General features: G+C 35.3%; 16 protein-coding genes. 10 read left to right on the top strand and 6 right to left on the bottom strand.

Annotated features, from left to right (window positions below):
* Positions 1-15: 15 nt before the first annotated feature.
* The 3 genes from serA to G8Y85_RS10240 form a co-directional block, all read right to left on the bottom strand.
* Positions 16-1,608 carry a phosphoglycerate dehydrogenase gene (gene serA, locus G8Y85_RS10250; protein WP_103345083.1) on the bottom strand — a complete coding sequence of 531 codons (1,593 nt, stop codon included), beginning with the start codon at positions 1,606-1,608 and terminating at the stop codon, positions 16-18.
* Complete coding sequence (locus G8Y85_RS10245; RefSeq protein WP_107400951.1) at positions 1,598-2,758, bottom strand: pyridoxal-phosphate-dependent aminotransferase family protein; 1,161 nt, start codon at positions 2,756-2,758, stop codon at positions 1,598-1,600. Before G8Y85_RS10245 ends, serA begins: the two co-directional genes overlap by 11 nt.
* A gap of 89 nt (positions 2,759-2,847) precedes the next feature.
* Positions 2,848-3,294 (bottom strand): OsmC family protein, encoded by a 447-nt coding sequence (locus G8Y85_RS10240; protein WP_103345085.1) that lies wholly within the window; start codon positions 3,292-3,294, stop codon positions 2,848-2,850.
* Positions 3,295-3,370: 76 nt separating this feature from the next.
* Here G8Y85_RS10240 and G8Y85_RS10235 point away from each other — a divergent pair, with 76 nt between their 5' ends.
* The gene (locus tag G8Y85_RS10235; RefSeq protein ID WP_107370871.1) at positions 3,371-4,114 is read left to right on the top strand and encodes a glycerophosphodiester phosphodiesterase; all 744 of its coding nucleotides are present in this window, start codon (positions 3,371-3,373) and stop codon (positions 4,112-4,114) included.
* 129 nt (positions 4,115-4,243) lie between these two features.
* Here the strand turns inward: G8Y85_RS10235 and G8Y85_RS10230 are convergent, their stop codons facing one another.
* The 3 genes from G8Y85_RS10230 to G8Y85_RS10220 all read right to left on the bottom strand — a co-directional run bounded on the left by G8Y85_RS10230 (position 4,244) and on the right by G8Y85_RS10220 (position 6,607).
* A complete protein-coding gene (locus tag G8Y85_RS10230) occupies positions 4,244-5,200 on the bottom strand; it encodes an ornithine cyclodeaminase family protein (protein ID WP_165805783.1) in 957 nt (318 codons plus the stop codon).
* A gap of 121 nt (positions 5,201-5,321) precedes the next feature.
* Complete coding sequence (rpsD, locus tag G8Y85_RS10225; RefSeq protein ID WP_037565542.1) at positions 5,322-5,924, bottom strand: 30S ribosomal protein S4; 603 nt, start codon at positions 5,922-5,924, stop codon at positions 5,322-5,324.
* A 227-nt stretch (positions 5,925-6,151) separates the two neighbouring features.
* A complete protein-coding gene (locus tag G8Y85_RS10220) occupies positions 6,152-6,607 on the bottom strand; it encodes a GAF domain-containing protein (RefSeq protein ID WP_037565541.1) in 456 nt (151 codons plus the stop codon).
* Positions 6,608-6,786: 179 nt separating this feature from the next.
* On the opposite strand from G8Y85_RS10220, the gene ezrA reads away from it, so the two are divergent.
* The 9 genes from ezrA (at position 6,787) to G8Y85_RS10175 (ending at position 16,466) form a co-directional block, all read left to right on the top strand.
* A complete protein-coding gene (ezrA, locus tag G8Y85_RS10215) occupies positions 6,787-8,490 on the top strand; it encodes a septation ring formation regulator EzrA (RefSeq protein ID WP_103345314.1) in 1,704 nt (567 codons plus the stop codon).
* A 170-nt stretch (positions 8,491-8,660) separates the two neighbouring features.
* Positions 8,661-9,797 carry a cysteine desulfurase family protein gene (locus G8Y85_RS10210; RefSeq protein ID WP_103345315.1) on the top strand — a complete coding sequence of 379 codons (1,137 nt, stop codon included), beginning with the start codon at positions 8,661-8,663 and terminating at the stop codon, positions 9,795-9,797.
* Positions 9,794-11,014 carry a tRNA uracil 4-sulfurtransferase ThiI gene (thiI, locus tag G8Y85_RS10205; RefSeq protein ID WP_103345313.1) on the top strand — a complete coding sequence of 407 codons (1,221 nt, stop codon included), beginning with the start codon at positions 9,794-9,796 and terminating at the stop codon, positions 11,012-11,014. The genes G8Y85_RS10210 and thiI overlap by 4 nt, the downstream gene beginning before the upstream one ends.
* A 21-nt stretch (positions 11,015-11,035) precedes the next feature.
* Complete coding sequence (locus G8Y85_RS10200; RefSeq protein ID WP_105995534.1) at positions 11,036-11,809, top strand: sulfite exporter TauE/SafE family protein; 774 nt, start codon at positions 11,036-11,038, stop codon at positions 11,807-11,809.
* A gap of 175 nt (positions 11,810-11,984) precedes the next feature.
* Entirely contained in the window at positions 11,985-12,974 is a 990-nt protein-coding gene (gene sppA, locus G8Y85_RS10195; protein WP_103345311.1) for a signal peptide peptidase SppA, read from the top strand.
* A gap of 9 nt (positions 12,975-12,983) precedes the next feature.
* Complete coding sequence (locus tag G8Y85_RS10190; RefSeq protein ID WP_165805782.1) at positions 12,984-13,538, top strand: RDD family protein; 555 nt, start codon at positions 12,984-12,986, stop codon at positions 13,536-13,538.
* Between the two features lie 68 nt (positions 13,539-13,606).
* The gene (gene tpx / locus G8Y85_RS10185) at positions 13,607-14,104 is read left to right on the top strand and encodes a thiol peroxidase (RefSeq protein ID WP_037565535.1); all 498 of its coding nucleotides are present in this window, start codon (positions 13,607-13,609) and stop codon (positions 14,102-14,104) included.
* Between the two features lie 134 nt (positions 14,105-14,238).
* Entirely contained in the window at positions 14,239-15,186 is a 948-nt protein-coding gene (locus G8Y85_RS10180) for a class I SAM-dependent methyltransferase (protein WP_165805781.1), read from the top strand.
* A gap of 83 nt (positions 15,187-15,269) precedes the next feature.
* Positions 15,270-16,466, top strand: coding sequence for an acetate kinase (locus G8Y85_RS10175; protein WP_037565532.1), 1,197 nt, complete (start codon positions 15,270-15,272; stop codon positions 16,464-16,466).
* The last annotated feature ends 13 nt before the right edge of the window (positions 16,467-16,479 follow it).

Here is a 16,479-nt window from a genome sequence, read left to right as displayed (position 1 = left end):
TATCTAGCTTTTTAGTTATTGTTTCAAAGTAACTGGTGTAACGGAATGGAAACCGTCTATATTTAATAAGTCATCCTCTACAGCTTGATGGATAGGGTTATCGATAGACAATATCATCATTGCTTTACCACCAATATGTGTACGGCCTAAATGCATTGATGCAATATTCACGTCATATTCACCAAGTATTTGACCAGTTTTTCCAACGATACCGGGTCGATCATGATGATGAATGACGAGCTGGTATTGTTCAGGTTTGAAGTCAACAGGATAATCATTAATACGAACGATTCTAGGTCCAAATCCATTGAGGACAGTAGCACCTAATTTAACTCGGTCTCCTTTATTGATGAGTTCTAACTCAATATAGTTACTGAATCCTTTTTTACTTTTCGTTTTTTCAATTGTATAGGTTACATTTTGTTCATTTAAAAGAACAAGGGCATTAATTAAATTGACATGATCTCCCATATCTTGTTGTAATACACCCTTAACTAATGTTCGTGTAATTAAACTCGTGTCATCTAAAGCTAAATCCCCAGCATAAGTAATTTTTAGTTCACGAGGTGCTTTAGGCAATAATTGTATGCCCACTTGACCCGTCATTTTTGCAAGTTGGACAAATGGTTTTAATGCTTCATCGTCATTGAAAATGACACTCGGTGCATTGACTGCATGAGAAATATTTTGATGTAACAATATTTCAGCAATATTTTCAGCAACAGAAACAGCCACTTTTTCTTGTGCTTCAATTGTAGATGCACCAAGATGTGGTGTTACAATAACTTTCGGATGACGTGTTAATGGCGAATCGGTTGCGGGTTCATTTTCAAAAACATCTAAGGCAGCGCCTGCGATTTGATTATTATTTAAGGCTTGCAATAACGCCGCTTCATCAATAATGCCACCCCGTGCTACATTAATAATCCTTAGGCTTGGTTTTGCTTGTTCAAAAAATGATGCACCAATAATCCCTTTAGTTTTGTCGGTTAATGGCGTATGTACAGTAACAAAGTCAGCATTTTGAGCAATTTCATCGACTGTAGCTCGAGTAAAATCAAGTTCTTTGGCTTTGTCTTCAGATAAATATGGATCATATGCCAATATTGACATACCAAAACTTTGAAGCCGTTTCGCAACACCAATACCAATTCGACCAGTTCCAATAATGCCTAATGTTTTTCGATAAAGCTCCGTTCCTCTAAAACGTTTTCGATCCCATTGGCCTTGAGATAATGATGCGTGTGCTTGAGGAATGTTGCGTGACATTGCGAGAATCATCGCAACAGAATGTTCAGTGGCAGATATAGTGTTACCGTCGGGCGCATTAATCACAATGATGCCTTGTTTCGTGGCATAGTCTAGGTCGATATTATCAACTCCTACACCAGCGCGTGCCACGACTTTTAACTGCGTAGCTGCTTTCAAGATCGCTTCTGTAACTTGAGTCTGGCTACGGACAATTAATGCATGATATTCAGGAATGCGTTCAATAAGTTCGGCTTCAGTTAATCCTGTTTGGTGGACGACATTAAAACGTGTATCTTCTGTAAGTGATTTTAAGCCATCTTCAGAAATGGGGTCTGCGACAAGTACTTTATATAACATCTTTTAAAACCTCCATAAATGCTGTAGTCCCTTTTCCAACTAAAGATGTTTGTCTATGTTTAGTTAAAATGAGCTCTAAAGCTGCGATAAATGATAATAATGTAAAAGGTGATACATCTGCCATATGTCCTACACGTAAAATCTGTCCTTTCAAGTATCCTTGACCTCCGGCAATTGTAATATTAAACTGCGCTTTGAGTTCATTTTTAATCGTTTGAAGCTCCTCTTTATTTTTAGGGATGAAAGCAGTGACTGTGGGTGATGCCACAGCATCGTTAACAAGTAAATTAAGGTCAAGTGCTTTCAAAGCTGAACGGACAGCATCGCGTAATTGATAATGCTGTTGAATAACATTTTTTAGTCCTAATTCATTGACATTGCGCATATATGCATTGACACCACGGAACGCAGTAATGTTTGGCGTATAGGGTGTAGAGGACGCCTTTAAAGATTCATAATGTTTCGACAAATCTAAGTAAAATTTTGGTGTTTGATTTTGCTGAAAAGCTCTTAACGCGCGTTCATTATAAGCAACAAATGCAATTCCAGGAGGTAAACCCATCGCTTTTTGGCTACCTGATACTAAAACATCTATAGCGTCACGTTGCATATCAACATCAACTGCTCCAATACAACTGACGCCATCTACCACATAAAATAAAGCGTCATCTAATTGTTTTAATGCAACACCGAGTTCAGCAACGGGGTGTAATACTGCAGTAGATGTTTCACAAAATTGGGTGAATACAGCTTTGATGCGATGGTTGATATTTTTAATGAAATCAATTACAGCTTTTGTGTCGAAAGCTTCTCCCCAAGTCACATCAAAGACGTGAACGTTTGAATAATAGGTTTGAGCAATTTGTTTAAAGCGATTTCCGAAAGCACCAGAAACGATCACTACTATATGATCTTCAGCTTCAAGCAAATTCACCATACTTGCTTCTAGCGCGCTTGTACCACTGGAAGATAAAATCATAACATCATGTTGACTTCCAAAAACAACTTTAAGCGCTTGGAAGGCTTCCTTAGCAATCATTTCAAAGTCAGATGAACGATGTCCCACCATGGGTAAATTCATTTCAGCTTGGATTTGTGCAGTAACAGGAGTAGGGCCAGGTGTCAATAATGTGGTATGATTAAAATACATAAGAAACCTCCTTAAGTAAGATTTTTTAATTTTAACAAATATTCTGATAAATTAACAGAAAAATTTCACGGAACTTTTTTCCAGTGAAATTAAATAATGATAGAGGGGTGGATGTGAATGGCTACATTTCCACGTATACTATTGGAGACCATACAATTGCGATCTGCTATATGAATTAATCGCTCTAATCTTTGATTAAGTTGATCTTTAGTTTCAACATTTTGAACGTAGATGTTGACATTGTGTGTAATATTGTCCATTGAAAACTTGTGATTTTTATATGAAGCAGTACCTACAGAGTTGACATCTAAAGCTATCACGTCTATACGAGCGCGTTCTAATGTTGCTGCTAATGATAGTGTAAAACAACTACCAGCAGCACTAATTAATAGCTCGTCAGGATTAGTACCCACACCAACACCACCCAAAGCGTTCGGGATTGAAAATGGTGCATGAATGACATCGCCTTCAAGTTGTCCTACATGATCTTTACCACTTCGCCATTTCAAATGTACTTTAAAAGCATGTTGAGTCATTTTACTTCACTCCTACTGGGATTATGATAAGTTAAGTGTAGTAGAATTTTGTATTATTTGAAAGGATGTTTCTCTAATGAAATTGAGTAAACCATTTAAAGCGTTTAAAATCGTTGCGCATCGGGGTTTAGCAGAAAAATACCCGGAAAATACGAAGCTTGCATATCAAGCAGCACTAGGAAGACATATCGACATGTTAGAAATTGATTTACATATGACTAAAGATGGTGCGCTCGTTGCAATTCACGATGAAACGATTGATCGCACATCAAATGGAAAAGGGGAAATTAAAGAACTTACTTTAGATGAATTACGTACATATGATTTTGGGAGTTGGAAAGCACCCTACCAACATGAAGAGATTATGACTTTCGATGAAGTTTTAACACTTTGTAAAAATTATTCTAAAATGCTTTTAATTGAAATTAAAACGCCAAAGAAATATCCAGGGATTGAAGAGGCAGTCATTCAGAAGATTAAAAACCAGCAATTTCCGCATCATCGTATCATTATTCAATCTTTTGATATGAAATCTATTCAACGGATTCATACGTTAACACCGTACATTAAGTTGGGCGTGCTAATTAGTAAACGTAAATATTGGTTAAAACAACCACCATTTAAAGACATTGCTCAATTTGCTGATTATGCTAATCCTAACTTTAAATTAGTCAATCCAAGATTTATTCAACGTGCACATCAAGAAGGTTTAAAAGTAATGCCTTATACAGTTAATACAGTCGATGATGCAAAACATATGATGAAACTAGGTGTTGATGGACTCATTACAGATGCCCCGCACCGCTTATTTAAATTATAAAACAACGTATTAAAGGGATAATGACATCAAAGTTAATACTATCATTATCCCATTTTAGATTGATCATTAATACGTACATCAATGTTTTTAAATAATTATGAGTGGAAGGCTACGTTATGTCGACGATTCTTAGGATTGCGACTTTAACTTTTGATATGCACCAATTGCGACTGCTAAATCAAAATAGGCAGCGCCTACACATTTAAAAACGGTAATATCATGATTTGACTCACGTAATATATCTTTATTGAGAACAACGGACTTCAAATCACCACTGACTTCATTAAATTGGAAAATGTGCTTTTCATGTGCTTCGATGAATTCTCCTGCTTCTTCAGTCACACCTTCAATGTCATCAAATACAATATGTTGTGCTTTGGGAAATAGATGATAGTCTAATTCTTTCATTTCTGGTCTATATGAGCCGATCCCATTAATGTGTGTACCGGGTTTAACATCTTCTGCTTGAAATACAGGTGTCGTTGATTGAGTTTGGCAATTAATAATGTCTGAGTGTTGAACTAATGGCTTAACCTGTTGAACAACTTCTACCTCTAAATCTGGAAAGTCTTTTAATATGCGGTTTTTGAATTGAATCGCTTTTGCTTCGGTACGGTTAAAAAGATAAATCTTTTCAATAGGTCGGACTTCTAAATTACCTAAAAGTTGCTCATATGCCATGCCTCCGGTGCCAATCATTCCTAATGTTTTACTATCTGTTCTACTCATGAATTTTGAAGCAATACCACTCAGTGCACCTGTACGTAAGCGTGTTAAATAACTTCCATCAAGACTAGCTAAGTGCTGACCTGTTGAAATGTCAGTCAAAATAATATTGGCCTGTGTAGTGGGGCGATGATGTTCAGGGTTATTAGGTGTAATAGAAGTAATTTTTATAATACCAAGCGCTTTTCTTTTATGAATAGAGGGCATGTATAACATTGACTGTGCACCTTCACCGGTAGGAATCACGAGCCGCTGAGTTTGAATCACTTGATCGATATCTTCAAATAAAGCTTCGATATCATGTATTGCATCTTTCATATGATATGCGGATTGAACCTCTTTTTCATCCCAAAACTTCATTAACATTCACTCCTTCACTTTTGATGATAGTATACGTAAAATCATTCAGAATGTAAAAGGGGATATAGAGGTTAAAACGCAAAAACACCACCATGCCATGCATGGTGGTGTCGTATACATATTAACGTGAGTAGTACTCAACGATTAATTGTTCATTGATTTCAGCTGGTAATTCGCTACGCTCAGGAAGACGAACGAAAGTACCTTTTAAGTTATCAGCGTCAAATTCTAAGTAATCTGGTACGAAATTGTTAATTTCGATTGATTCTTCGATGATTGCTAATTTTTGTGATTTTTCACGTACAGTAATCACTTGACCAGGTTTTAAAGTGTATGATGGAATGTCAACACGTTTACCATCAACTTCAACATGACCGTGACCAACTAATTGACGTGCTTGACGACGTGTACGCGCTAAACCTAATGCGTAAACAACAGCGTCTAAACGACTAGCTAAAAGAATCATGAAGTTTTCACCGTGAACGCCACCTTGTTTACCAGCAGCTTCAAAAGTGTTACGGAATTGTCTTTCAGTCATTCCATATAAGTAACGTAATTTTTGTTTTTCACGTAATTGTAAACCATACTCAGATAATTTTTTACGTTGAGTTGGACCATGTTGTCCTGGTGCGTAAGGACGTTTTTCTAATTCTTTACCAGTACCTGATAATGAGATACCTAAACGACGAGATTTTTTCCAGCTTGAACCTCTGAATCGAGCCATAATTGACTCCTCCTTTTTCTTTTTTGTTGTTATGAAAAAACAAAAAAGAGTGTTAAATGCTCATAAGGATATGATATTTTATGTGTCTTCACCTCATAGCGCCGGTTACGTGACACGTCCGCTTTGGGAATACCATAGCGCCTCATAATATTTAACTGCTATTTTCGTTTTTCACACAAAGTCCATTTTACCACGGTCTTTTTAAAAGTCAAGAAGGATAATAATGATTAGAGATGTTTTTCTAAAATTTCTACAACTTTGATTAAGCCCAATTCATCCTCTTTATTAAACCGATCTTTAATAGGTGCATCAATATCTAACACGCCAATAATTTCCCCGTCTTTATGAATCGGGATAACGATTTCTGATTGGCTATTTGCGTCACAAGCAATATGACCAGGAAACGCATTTACATCAGAAACTCTTTGGACGGCATTTTGTTTCACAGCAGTGCCACAAACGCCGCTTCCTACTTTAATATGCACACATGCAGGTTTTCCTTGGAATGGACCTAAGATGAGTGCGTCATTTTTCATTAAATAAAATCCGACCCAATTAATTTGCTCTAAGCTTTCATTTAATAATGCAGAAGTATTGCTCAAATTCGCAATTAAATCCGTTTCACCAGTTAACAATGCGTCTAGTTGGCGAATTAAAATATCATAATTTGTATTAATCTCCATGATATGCCCATCTCCCTTAAAAATAATAAAATAATTATAGCCTTTTCAATTGTTCGGCGCAATTTAGACGCAATCTATGGTAAAATTTTAAAAAGTCTATCTTTATTAAAGATTTCATTTTAATGCGTTTAAGAATTACGTTATAATGAACTTATGTTTGTAGGAGGAGACGAAAGGACATGGCATTATATATTATATTAGCTATTATTATCATTATATTGGTCGGCATCGGTATCCTTTTTATGATGCGATCAAATAAAAGAACAATGATTCAAACTGCGGAAGATCGTAAAGTTAAATTGAACGACCTTACATATGATGAAAGCTTGCACAAATTAGAACGCTTAAATATGACAGGTCAAACAAAAGCTGAATACGATGCATTAAATGATTCTTGGAAATCATCTCTTAATGACTATTTAATGCCAGTTGATGAAAAAATCCATGAAGCGGAAGTGAATTTGGATAAATTTAAATTTTCACAGGCCGAAACGGATATCAAAGATGCACACGAAATGATGGATGCATATGAATCTAAACATCTTGAATTAACTGAAAAAGCGGACAAAGTACTTCAAATTCATAATGAAAGCAGTCAATTGTACGACCAAACGAAAGAAGAGCATCGTAAATTAAAACGAGAAGTATTAGCAAACCGCCATCAGTATGGTGAGGCAGCGGCGCCATTAGAAAAAGAAATTGAACAAGTGGAACCTGAACTTGCGCTATACGAAGAATTAAGAGAAGACGGTAATTATCGACAAGCACATCAACATATTAAAAATTTAAATGAAGATTTAACCTATTTAAATGAAGATATGAAAGAAATACCGGAACTTATCCGTGAAGCGCAAAAAGAATTACCAGGACAATTCCAAGATCTCAAATACGGTGTGCGTGATTTAAAGGTAGAAGGTTATGACCTCGATCATGTAAAAGTGGATAGTCAACTGCAGTCATTAAAGACGGAATTAAGTTTTGTAGAACCAATGATTAGTCGTCTAGAGTTAGATGAGGCGAATAAAAAGTTGGAAGATATTAATGCGCAATTAGACGAAATGTATGACTTGATTGAACATGAAGTGAAAGCGAAGAACGCTGTAGAAGAATCTAAAGAACGTATTACTGATGATTTATTCCATGCTAAAGATATGAATTACACATTGCAAACTGAAATAGAATATGGTCGCGAAAATTATTATATCAACGAAAGTGATATTCAAAGTGTACGCCAATTTGAAAATGAAATTCAAAATTTAATTTCAGTATACGATGAAATTTTAATGGAAATGGCCAAATCATCAGTACGATATAGTGAAGTTCAAGATAATTTAAAATATATTGAAGATCATGTCGACGTGATTAATGAAAAACAACAAAAACTGCAAAATCATTTAGTCTCGTTACGAGAAGATGAAGCAGAAGCGGAAGAACATATTTTACGTGTACAAAGTAAAAAAGAAGAAATTTATCGTCGCCTTCTCGCGTCAAACCTTACTAGCGTTCCAGAACGTTTTATCATATTAAAGAATGAAATTGATTATGAAGTGCGAGAAGTAAATGAACGCTTTAGTGAACGACCAATTAATGTTCAACATTTAAAAGATAAAGTGAATAAAGTAGTGCTTCAAATGAACAAGTTCGAAGATGAAGCGAATGATGTCTTAATCAATGCAGTGTATGCAGAAAAATTAATTCAATATGGTAACCGTTATCGCAAAGATTATCATGATTTAGATAAGAGTTTAAATGAAGCTGAACGCTTATTTAAAAACAATCGTTACAAACGTTCTAGTGAAATTTCAGCACAAGCTTTGGAACGTGTGGAGCCAGGAATTTCAGATACAATTGAACAAGAAGTTATGAAACAACAAACAACATAACATATGAGGTTAGAGGTGAAGCCCAAGGTTTCACCTCTACTTTATTGTTGAAAAATTTTTATTGACCTTCTAGGGTAATTTTAAGAAAATAGCTCTTGTGTGTATCATGTTAGTTGTAAAAGTGTAGTACAATAAAACTATTCAAATTTCAATCAAGGAGTTCTTGTATGATGTTATATTTTGACAATGCTGCGACAACCGCACCAGAAGCAGACGTGTTAAATAGCTATATGAAAGTTAATCAAAAATTTTTTTATAATCCTAATAGTCCACATGCAAAAGGTATTGAGGCTGCACGCCTTTTAGATGAAGCGCGTGCCCAAATTAAACAATCATTACAATTGAATGATGAAACCATTTTATTCACTAGTGGAGCAACAGAATCTAATAATATGGCATTAAAAGGGGCAGCATATCAAAAAAGGCCTTTTGGTAAAACAATCATAACATCTGTATTAGAGCACCCTTCAGTTTTAGAGGTGATGCGCCAACTAGAAGTAGAAGGTTTTACGTTGAAATATGTCAATGTGACAAAGCAGGGGCAAATAGATCTTGCTCATCTCAAATCACTTCTAGATAGTGACGTCATTTTAGTAACATGTATGCAAGTCAACAATATAATGGGTCAAACGCAACCCATCCAGGACATTGGACAATTGTTAGCAGACTATCCGAAAGTGCATTTTCATGTAGATGCTGTTCAAGCATTAGGTAAACAACCCATTTCAATGAGTGGAATAGATAGTTTAGCAATTAGTGGCCATAAATTTAATGGATTAAAAGGTCAAGGTTTATTAATTTTAAAAAACGCACATGCACTTCAACCTACTATACATGGTGGTGGGCAAGAATTAGGGTTACGTAGTGGAACGGTTAATCTTCCCAACAATGTCGCGCTAGCAAAAGCAGTGCGTTTAGCGATAAACAACCAAGAACAATTAGTGGCACATTTAAATCATATTAATCACAGTATTCGAACACGCCTTGAAAACTATCCTGGCATTGTGGTCAACTCACCTAAGAATGCGTCACCTCATATATTAAATATTAGTTTTCCGGGTGTACGTGGTGAGGTACTTGTTAATGCATTCTCAAAACGTGATGTTATGATTTCAACGACAAGTGCATGTTCTTCTAAACATGCAAAAATAAATGAAGTTTTAAATGCAATGCAGATAGACAAAACGAATATTTTAGGGAGTATTCGATTGTCATTTGATCATCACACGACTAATGAAGATGTGACATTGTTTTTTGAAAAGTTAAAAGAAGTATATCAAGAAGTAGAGGAGTTGCTAAGAAAATGATTTATGATCATCTTCTAGTTAGATATGGAGAATTAACATTAAAAGGGGCAAATCGTAAAACATTTGTCAGTCAATTACGTTCCAATGTAAAACGTGCGTTAATGCCTTTAAAAGGATATGAGGTTAAAGCAAATCGAGATCGTATGTATATAGAGCTTGATGAACAAGCAGATATCGATGAAATGATTTCACGTATCTCAAAAGTATACGGTGTCCATTCAATTAGTCCGGTTCTTAAAATTGAAAAAACAATGGATGCGATGTATGAACATGCACGTATATTTGCAAATGAATATCAACCAGGTGAAAGTTTTAAAATTGAAGTGAAACGTTCTGATAAACAATTCGAATATGAAACATTTGCGATTCAGCGAATGGTAGGTGGTGCGATTTTAAAACATAACGACGCGATACATGTAAATGTACGTCAGCCAGATCATGAAATTAAAATTGAAGTACGTTTAGATGCTGTTTATATGTATGATAAAGTGATTCCTGCCATAGGAGGCTTACCTGTAGGAACAGGGGGTAAAACGTTACTGATGTTGTCCGGAGGTATTGATTCTCCTGTGGCTGGCATGGAAGTTATGCGTCGTGGTGTGACAATTGAAGCAATTCATTTTCATAGCCCACCTTTTACAAGTGAAAAAGCTAAAGAAAAAGTCATTGAATTAACACGTATTATGGCCGAACGTGTAGGGACGATTAAATTGCATATCGTACCGTTTACAGAAGTACAAAAGCAAGTTCATAAAGTAGTTCATGAACGCTATACGATGACGTCAACACGTCGAATGATGATGCGTATAGCCGATAAAGTTGTACATCAAATTGGTGCCGATGCGATTGTGAATGGTGAAAATTTAGGACAAGTCGCAAGCCAAACGTTAAAGAGTATGTATGCAATTAATGCTGTCACTTCTACGCCAGTATTACGTCCCTTATTATCATTAGATAAAGAGGAAATCATTAACAAGGCAAAAGCGTTAGGCACTTTTGAAACATCTATACAACCATTTGAAGATTGTTGTACAATATTTACACCTAAAAATCCAGTAACGGAACCTCAGTTTGATAAAGTTATTAAATATGAATCAGGTTTTGATTTTGAACCGATGATTGATGAAGCTGTAAAAAATATTGAAACATTAATTATCGATAAAAATTATCGCCTTCATGATGATAAACAAAATGAATGGGATGATGATTTATTTTAGTTTGAATAAGGGGTGAAGGGGATGGAGTTAGATTTAACATTAATTTTGATTGCAATCGGTTTAGCATTTCTAGCCGCTTTTATAGATGCTGTTGTTGGCGGTGGTGGTTTAATCTTAATTCCCGGTCTACTTGCATTAGGCCTTAATCCAGCGACAGCGCTCGGAACGAATAAAATGGCAAGTGCATTTGGTTCATTAACTAGTGCTTTTCGTTTTGTGCGTGCGAAGAAAGTAGATTTACCACTCGTTGGAAAACTATTTCCATTATCTTTTTTAGCAGCAGTCGGTGGTACGTCTTTAGCTGTTTTCTTACCCTCACATGTGCTCAAACCGCTTGTCATTATCATACTTACTGGCGTTTTAATATATACGTTGCTGAAAAAAGAGTGGGGGTCTGAACGTACGGTTTTAACGTTCACGCTCTTGAAATCAATCATCTTTATCCTATTAATTATGATAATAGGGTTTTATGATGGTTTTCTAGGAGGCGGCACGGGGTCATTTTTAATGTTTGCCCTACTTATCATGGGCTTTGACTTTTTAAGTGCAGCAGGAAATGCAAAAGTATTAAACTTCGCCTCAAACATAGGTTCGCTCTTCATGTTCATGTTTTTAGGACACGTCGATTACGTGCTCGGTTTAATTCTAGCGATAAGTTCGATACTAGGTTCTTATGCAGGAGCGCAATTTGCCATTCGTAAGGGCGTAAGTTATGTAAAGCTATTATTTGTCGTAGTTACATTAGTGCTCATCCTAAAAAATGCTTATGATTATGTGAACTTGTGGCTTTTCTAAATCTAGCAACTACCTTATGACAAGGTCTAAAGAATTGAGTGGTTCAGTCTACTCAATTCTTTTTGTTATATAAAATGTGCGACAACAAGGTTTTTTAATAATGTTTTTCAAAACTATGAAATAAATGATAAAATAATTGGAAAGCATTATTGATTAAAATGAAAGGGAGTTTAGTATGTCTAAAAGAATTGTAGCAATCATATTAGCTGCGGTGATTGTATTTGGTGGTATTGTCATGAGTGTTGTGACAACATTGGTTTCAAATGTTTTTAATGGCAGTTTGAATGATCTCGATCAAGCACCTACATCCGTAGTTAAAAACGGAGATCCATCTCATCAAATTGCTGAGATTGTGGTTAAAGGTGAAATCTCGGGTGAATCATCAGGTGGTTTATTTGGTGGAGGTGAAGGTTATAATCATAAATCGGCGTTGAAACAACTTGAAACAATTAAAAAAGATGATTCTATTAAAGGGGTCTTATTAGTAGTCAATTCTCCGGGTGGAAGTACATATGAAAGTGATGAATTTTATCAAAAATTAAAAGAAGTTAAAGATAAGGGTAAAAAAATCTATGTTCAAATGGAAACACTTGCCGCTTCAGGGGGGTATTATATTTCCATGCCAGCGGATAAAATTTACGCAGGTCCACAAACATTAACAGGTTCTATCGGTGTCATTATGAAAGCAAAGGATTATTCAGAGTTATTAAATAACCTTGGTATTAAAACCAATACGATTAAATCTGGCAATCATAAAGATATTTTGAGTCCAGAACGTGAAATGACCAATGAAGAACGTGAAATACTACAGTCTATAAATAAAGATAGTTTTGATCAATTTGTGAAAGTAATCAAAGAAGGACGTCATATGTCTGAAGAAAAAGTACGTAAACTTGCTGATGGCCGTATTTATAGCGCGCAACAAGCGAAAGCGAATCATTTAATTGATGAAATTGGATATAAAGAAGATGCGATAAAAGCGATGGGAAAAGAAATGAAAGTTAAAAACCCTCAAGTGATTACGTTTGATGAATCTCAACAAGGACTTGGCTCTATATTCGGAATGAAAGCGACATTAGAAAATATTCAAGCGAATTTCACTGAAATCAAACAAATTTTAAATAATAACTCGGACACGCGTCCAATGTATTTATATGAGGGGTAGGTGGTAAGCATGACAATCAATGAATACCATCATAATACATCAAATAATGTATATCATGCACACCCGCCGGCATCTACATTTTTGACGAAACATAAATATGAGTTAAATGCATTTTTCTATGCAGGATTTGGCCGTCGTTTTTTGAGTTATATCATAGACTTACTTATTTTGTGGTCAGTGTTTAATATCATTTTGAACCCTATTTTAGTGTTTACAGGGGCAGATGAATTTAAATTGTGGATATCTTATTTTAGCCTTACACATATACTGAATGCATTATTATATTTCTTATATTTCGTCTTAATGACGAAATACTTCCAACAAACACTTGGAAAAATGATTTTAGGCATCAAGGTTTATCGTAAGGACTTAAAAAAGCCACTATGGTCTGACGTTATATTTAGAGAATGGATTGGTCGCATTATATCTAACATTCTACTCGGATTACCATATTTAGCAGTGTTTTTCACACCTAAACACATTGGTGTACATGATTATTTTGCAGATACAGTTGTGATTAAGAATAAATATTTAAAATATATTCAAGAAAACGAAGGTCTATGACGTGCGAAGTCATTACATAACTCGTATAATAAAATTGACTCGGATTTATTTAAGGAGGCAATACAGTTATGGCACAAATTACATTTAAACAAAATCCTGTTACATTGTTAGGTAACGAGGTGAATGTAGGGGATCAAGCTCCAGATTTCAAAGTCGTTGATCAAGCGCTACAACAAGTTACGTTATCTCAATTTGATGGGAAGAAAAAATTATTAAATGTGGTACCATCTCTTGACACAGGTGTTTGTGATCAACAAACACGTCAATTTAATGAACAAGCGAATGATGAAGATGGCTATGTTTTAACATTATCTCTAGATTTACCATTTGCTCAAAAAAGATGGTGTGCATCAAACGGTTTAGATAATGTTATCACGTTAAGTGACTACCAATCACATTCTTTTGGTAAGGCTTATGGCGTTTTAATGGATGAACTTCAATTACTTGCACGCTCAGTTTTTGTTTTAGATGAAAACAATAAAGTAGTATATAAAGAAATTGTATCTGAAGGTACAGATTTTCCAAATTTTGAAGCAGCATTAGACGCATATCGAAAATTATCATAGTCATTAAAAACGGGTATATTTGAAGTATCTGTTTTTGAAATATAAACAACTATTAATGTAATGCATTAAGGTTGATGTATTCGGGGCGAGGACGTTCAAGTCCCACCCCTTTATTTTTTGAAAGGAAGTAAACAATGACACAACCAACTTCAATTATGGAACAACTTTTTAAAAAGTTGGATGAGACTACGAAGCAACTGAACGATGAAAATGGTCAAAGTTTTATAGAGAATTTAGGTCTTTCGATGGAACAGTTGTATACTAAAGAACGTGATGTCTTAGAACAATCTACATTACAAGATCGACGCAAAGCATTTCAATTTGCTTATTTGAGCCAATTACAAAAAGAAGAGGTGCAGGCGAACCATCAAATTACACCAGATTCAATTGGTTTGATTTTAGGATATTTAATTTCTCAATTTGAAACTGATAGTGAGGCACTTCACATCGCAGACTTAGGTAGTGGAGCAGGGCACTTAAGTGCTACTGTAAACGAAGTCATGTCTGAGAAAACATTAATGCATCATTTGGTTGAAGTGGATCCAGTTTTATCGCGCTTAAGTATACATTTAGCTAATTTTCTTGAAATTCCTTTCGATGTCTATCCTCAAGATGCACTTATGCCATTACCTTTTGAGGAGGCAGATGTAGTGATTGGAGACCTACCAATCGGGTATTACCCAGTTGATGAACGTAGTCATGAAATGAAATTAGGTTTTAAAGAAGGTCACAGTTACGCGCATCATTTGTTTATTGAACAAGCGATAACAGCACTTAAACCATCAGGTTTTGCATTTTTAGTCGTACCACGTGCACTATTTGAAGATGCCAAAGTGAAACAGTTGCAAAATTTCATTGCAACAGAAACTGAAATGCAAGCTTTCCTTCATTTACCTAAAAATTTATTTAAAAGTGAACGTGCACAAAAATCATTGCTCGTTTTACAAAAGAAAGCACAGGGTATTACCCATCCTGTCGAAGTTTTACTTGCAAATATTCCAGATTTAAAACAGCCACAAAACTTTCAAAATTTCTTAAGTGAATTAAATGAATGGATGCAAAAAAATCATCCAAAAAAATAATCTGTGTCACTCTTGAAATCAAACTGTGATAATGTTTAAATAGATTTTGGATATAAAACTTATAAATATTGGAGGACGTTTACATGTCTAAGTTAATTTTAGCGATTAACGCTGGTAGCTCATCATTAAAGTTTCAATTAATTGAAATGCCTGAAGAAAAAATGATTACAAAAGGTTTAATCGAGCGCATAGGATTAAAAGATTCTATTTTCACTATCGAAGTGAACGGAGAGAAAGTAAAAGAAGTTAAAGACATTAAAGACCATGAAGAAGCTGTAAATATGATGTTAGATAGTTTACAAGCACATGGTATTATTAACGATATCAATGATATTGATGGTACAGGTCATCGTGTTGTACATGGTGGTGAACGTTTCCCTGAATCAGAGCTTGTAACAGATGATGTAGTTGCTGATATCAAAAAATTAACAGACTTAGCACCACTTCATAACCCAGCGAATTTAATGGGTATCGAAGCGTTTAGAAAACTATTACCAAACATCCCTCACGTAGCAGTTTTCGATACGTCATTCCACCAAACTATGCCTGAATCTGCATTTCTTTATAGCTTACCTTACAATTACTATAAAGATTATGGTATTCGTAAATATGGTTTCCATGGTACAAGTCATAAATATGTTTCACAACGTGCAGCAGAAATGTTAGGTAAACCTGTTGAGGAATTACGTATTATTTCTTGCCACATTGGTAATGGTGCGTCAATTGCAGCTATTGATGGTGGCGAATCTGTGGATACATCTATGGGCTTCACGCCTTTAGCAGGTGTAACAATGGGTACACGTTCAGGTAATATTGACCCTGCCCTTATTCCATTCATTATGGAAAAAACAGGTAAAACTGCAGACGAAGTATTAAATACATTGAATAAAGAGTCTGGTTTGTTAGGTATTACAGGTACATCAAGTGATTTACGTGATATTGAGGACGATGCTAGCAATGGTAATGCACGTGCGGAATTAGCACTTGAAGTCTTCGCATCTCGTATTCACAAGTATATGGGTTCATATGCGACACGTATGCATGGGGTAGATGTCATCGTCTTCACAGCAGGTGTAGGTGAGAACTCAGATGTGATTCGTGCGCGTGTATTAGAAGGATTAGAATTTATGGGCGTTTATTGGGATCCTCGTAAAAACGATGGGTTACGTGGTAAAGAAGCTGAATTGAATTACCCACATTCACCTGTAAAAGTTTTAGTAATTCCAACTAATGAAGAAGTGATGATTGCACGTGACGTTATGACTTTCGGTAATCTTTAATATATAAGTAGTG

Source organism: Staphylococcus sp. 11007852 (assembly GCF_011394325.1).
In the GTDB taxonomy this organism is placed as follows: Bacteria; Bacillota; Bacilli; order Staphylococcales; family Staphylococcaceae; genus Staphylococcus; species Staphylococcus agnetis.
The sequence above is the reverse complement of the archived record's forward strand: the minus strand, read 5'-3'. Positions and strand labels throughout refer to the sequence as shown.

What these genes read in the sequence shown, in the direction of transcription:
- serA (WP_103345083.1), bottom strand. Translation starts at nt 1,608, where the DNA reads ATGTTATATAAAGTACTTGTCGCAGACCCCATTTCTGAAGATGGCTTA.
- G8Y85_RS10245 (WP_107400951.1), bottom strand. Translation starts at nt 2,758, where the DNA reads ATGTATTTTAATCATACCACATTATTGACACCTGGCCCTACTCCTGTT.
- G8Y85_RS10240 (WP_103345085.1), bottom strand. Translation starts at nt 3,294, where the DNA reads ATGACTCAACATGCTTTTAAAGTACATTTGAAATGGCGAAGTGGTAAA.
- G8Y85_RS10235 (WP_107370871.1), top strand. Translation starts at nt 3,371, where the DNA reads ATGAAATTGAGTAAACCATTTAAAGCGTTTAAAATCGTTGCGCATCGG.
- G8Y85_RS10230 (WP_165805783.1), bottom strand. Translation starts at nt 5,200, where the DNA reads ATGAAGTTTTGGGATGAAAAAGAGGTTCAATCCGCATATCATATGAAA.
- rpsD (WP_037565542.1), bottom strand. Translation starts at nt 5,924, where the DNA reads ATGGCTCGATTCAGAGGTTCAAGCTGGAAAAAATCTCGTCGTTTAGGT.
- G8Y85_RS10220 (WP_037565541.1), bottom strand. Translation starts at nt 6,607, where the DNA reads ATGGAGATTAATACAAATTATGATATTTTAATTCGCCAACTAGACGCA.
- ezrA (WP_103345314.1), top strand. Translation starts at nt 6,787, where the DNA reads ATGGCATTATATATTATATTAGCTATTATTATCATTATATTGGTCGGC.
- G8Y85_RS10210 (WP_103345315.1), top strand. Translation starts at nt 8,661, where the DNA reads ATGTTATATTTTGACAATGCTGCGACAACCGCACCAGAAGCAGACGTG.
- thiI (WP_103345313.1), top strand. Translation starts at nt 9,794, where the DNA reads ATGATTTATGATCATCTTCTAGTTAGATATGGAGAATTAACATTAAAA.
- G8Y85_RS10200 (WP_105995534.1), top strand. Translation starts at nt 11,036, where the DNA reads ATGGAGTTAGATTTAACATTAATTTTGATTGCAATCGGTTTAGCATTT.
- sppA (WP_103345311.1), top strand. Translation starts at nt 11,985, where the DNA reads ATGTCTAAAAGAATTGTAGCAATCATATTAGCTGCGGTGATTGTATTT.
- G8Y85_RS10190 (WP_165805782.1), top strand. Translation starts at nt 12,984, where the DNA reads ATGACAATCAATGAATACCATCATAATACATCAAATAATGTATATCAT.
- tpx (WP_037565535.1), top strand. Translation starts at nt 13,607, where the DNA reads ATGGCACAAATTACATTTAAACAAAATCCTGTTACATTGTTAGGTAAC.
- G8Y85_RS10180 (WP_165805781.1), top strand. Translation starts at nt 14,239, where the DNA reads ATGACACAACCAACTTCAATTATGGAACAACTTTTTAAAAAGTTGGAT.
- G8Y85_RS10175 (WP_037565532.1), top strand. Translation starts at nt 15,270, where the DNA reads ATGTCTAAGTTAATTTTAGCGATTAACGCTGGTAGCTCATCATTAAAG.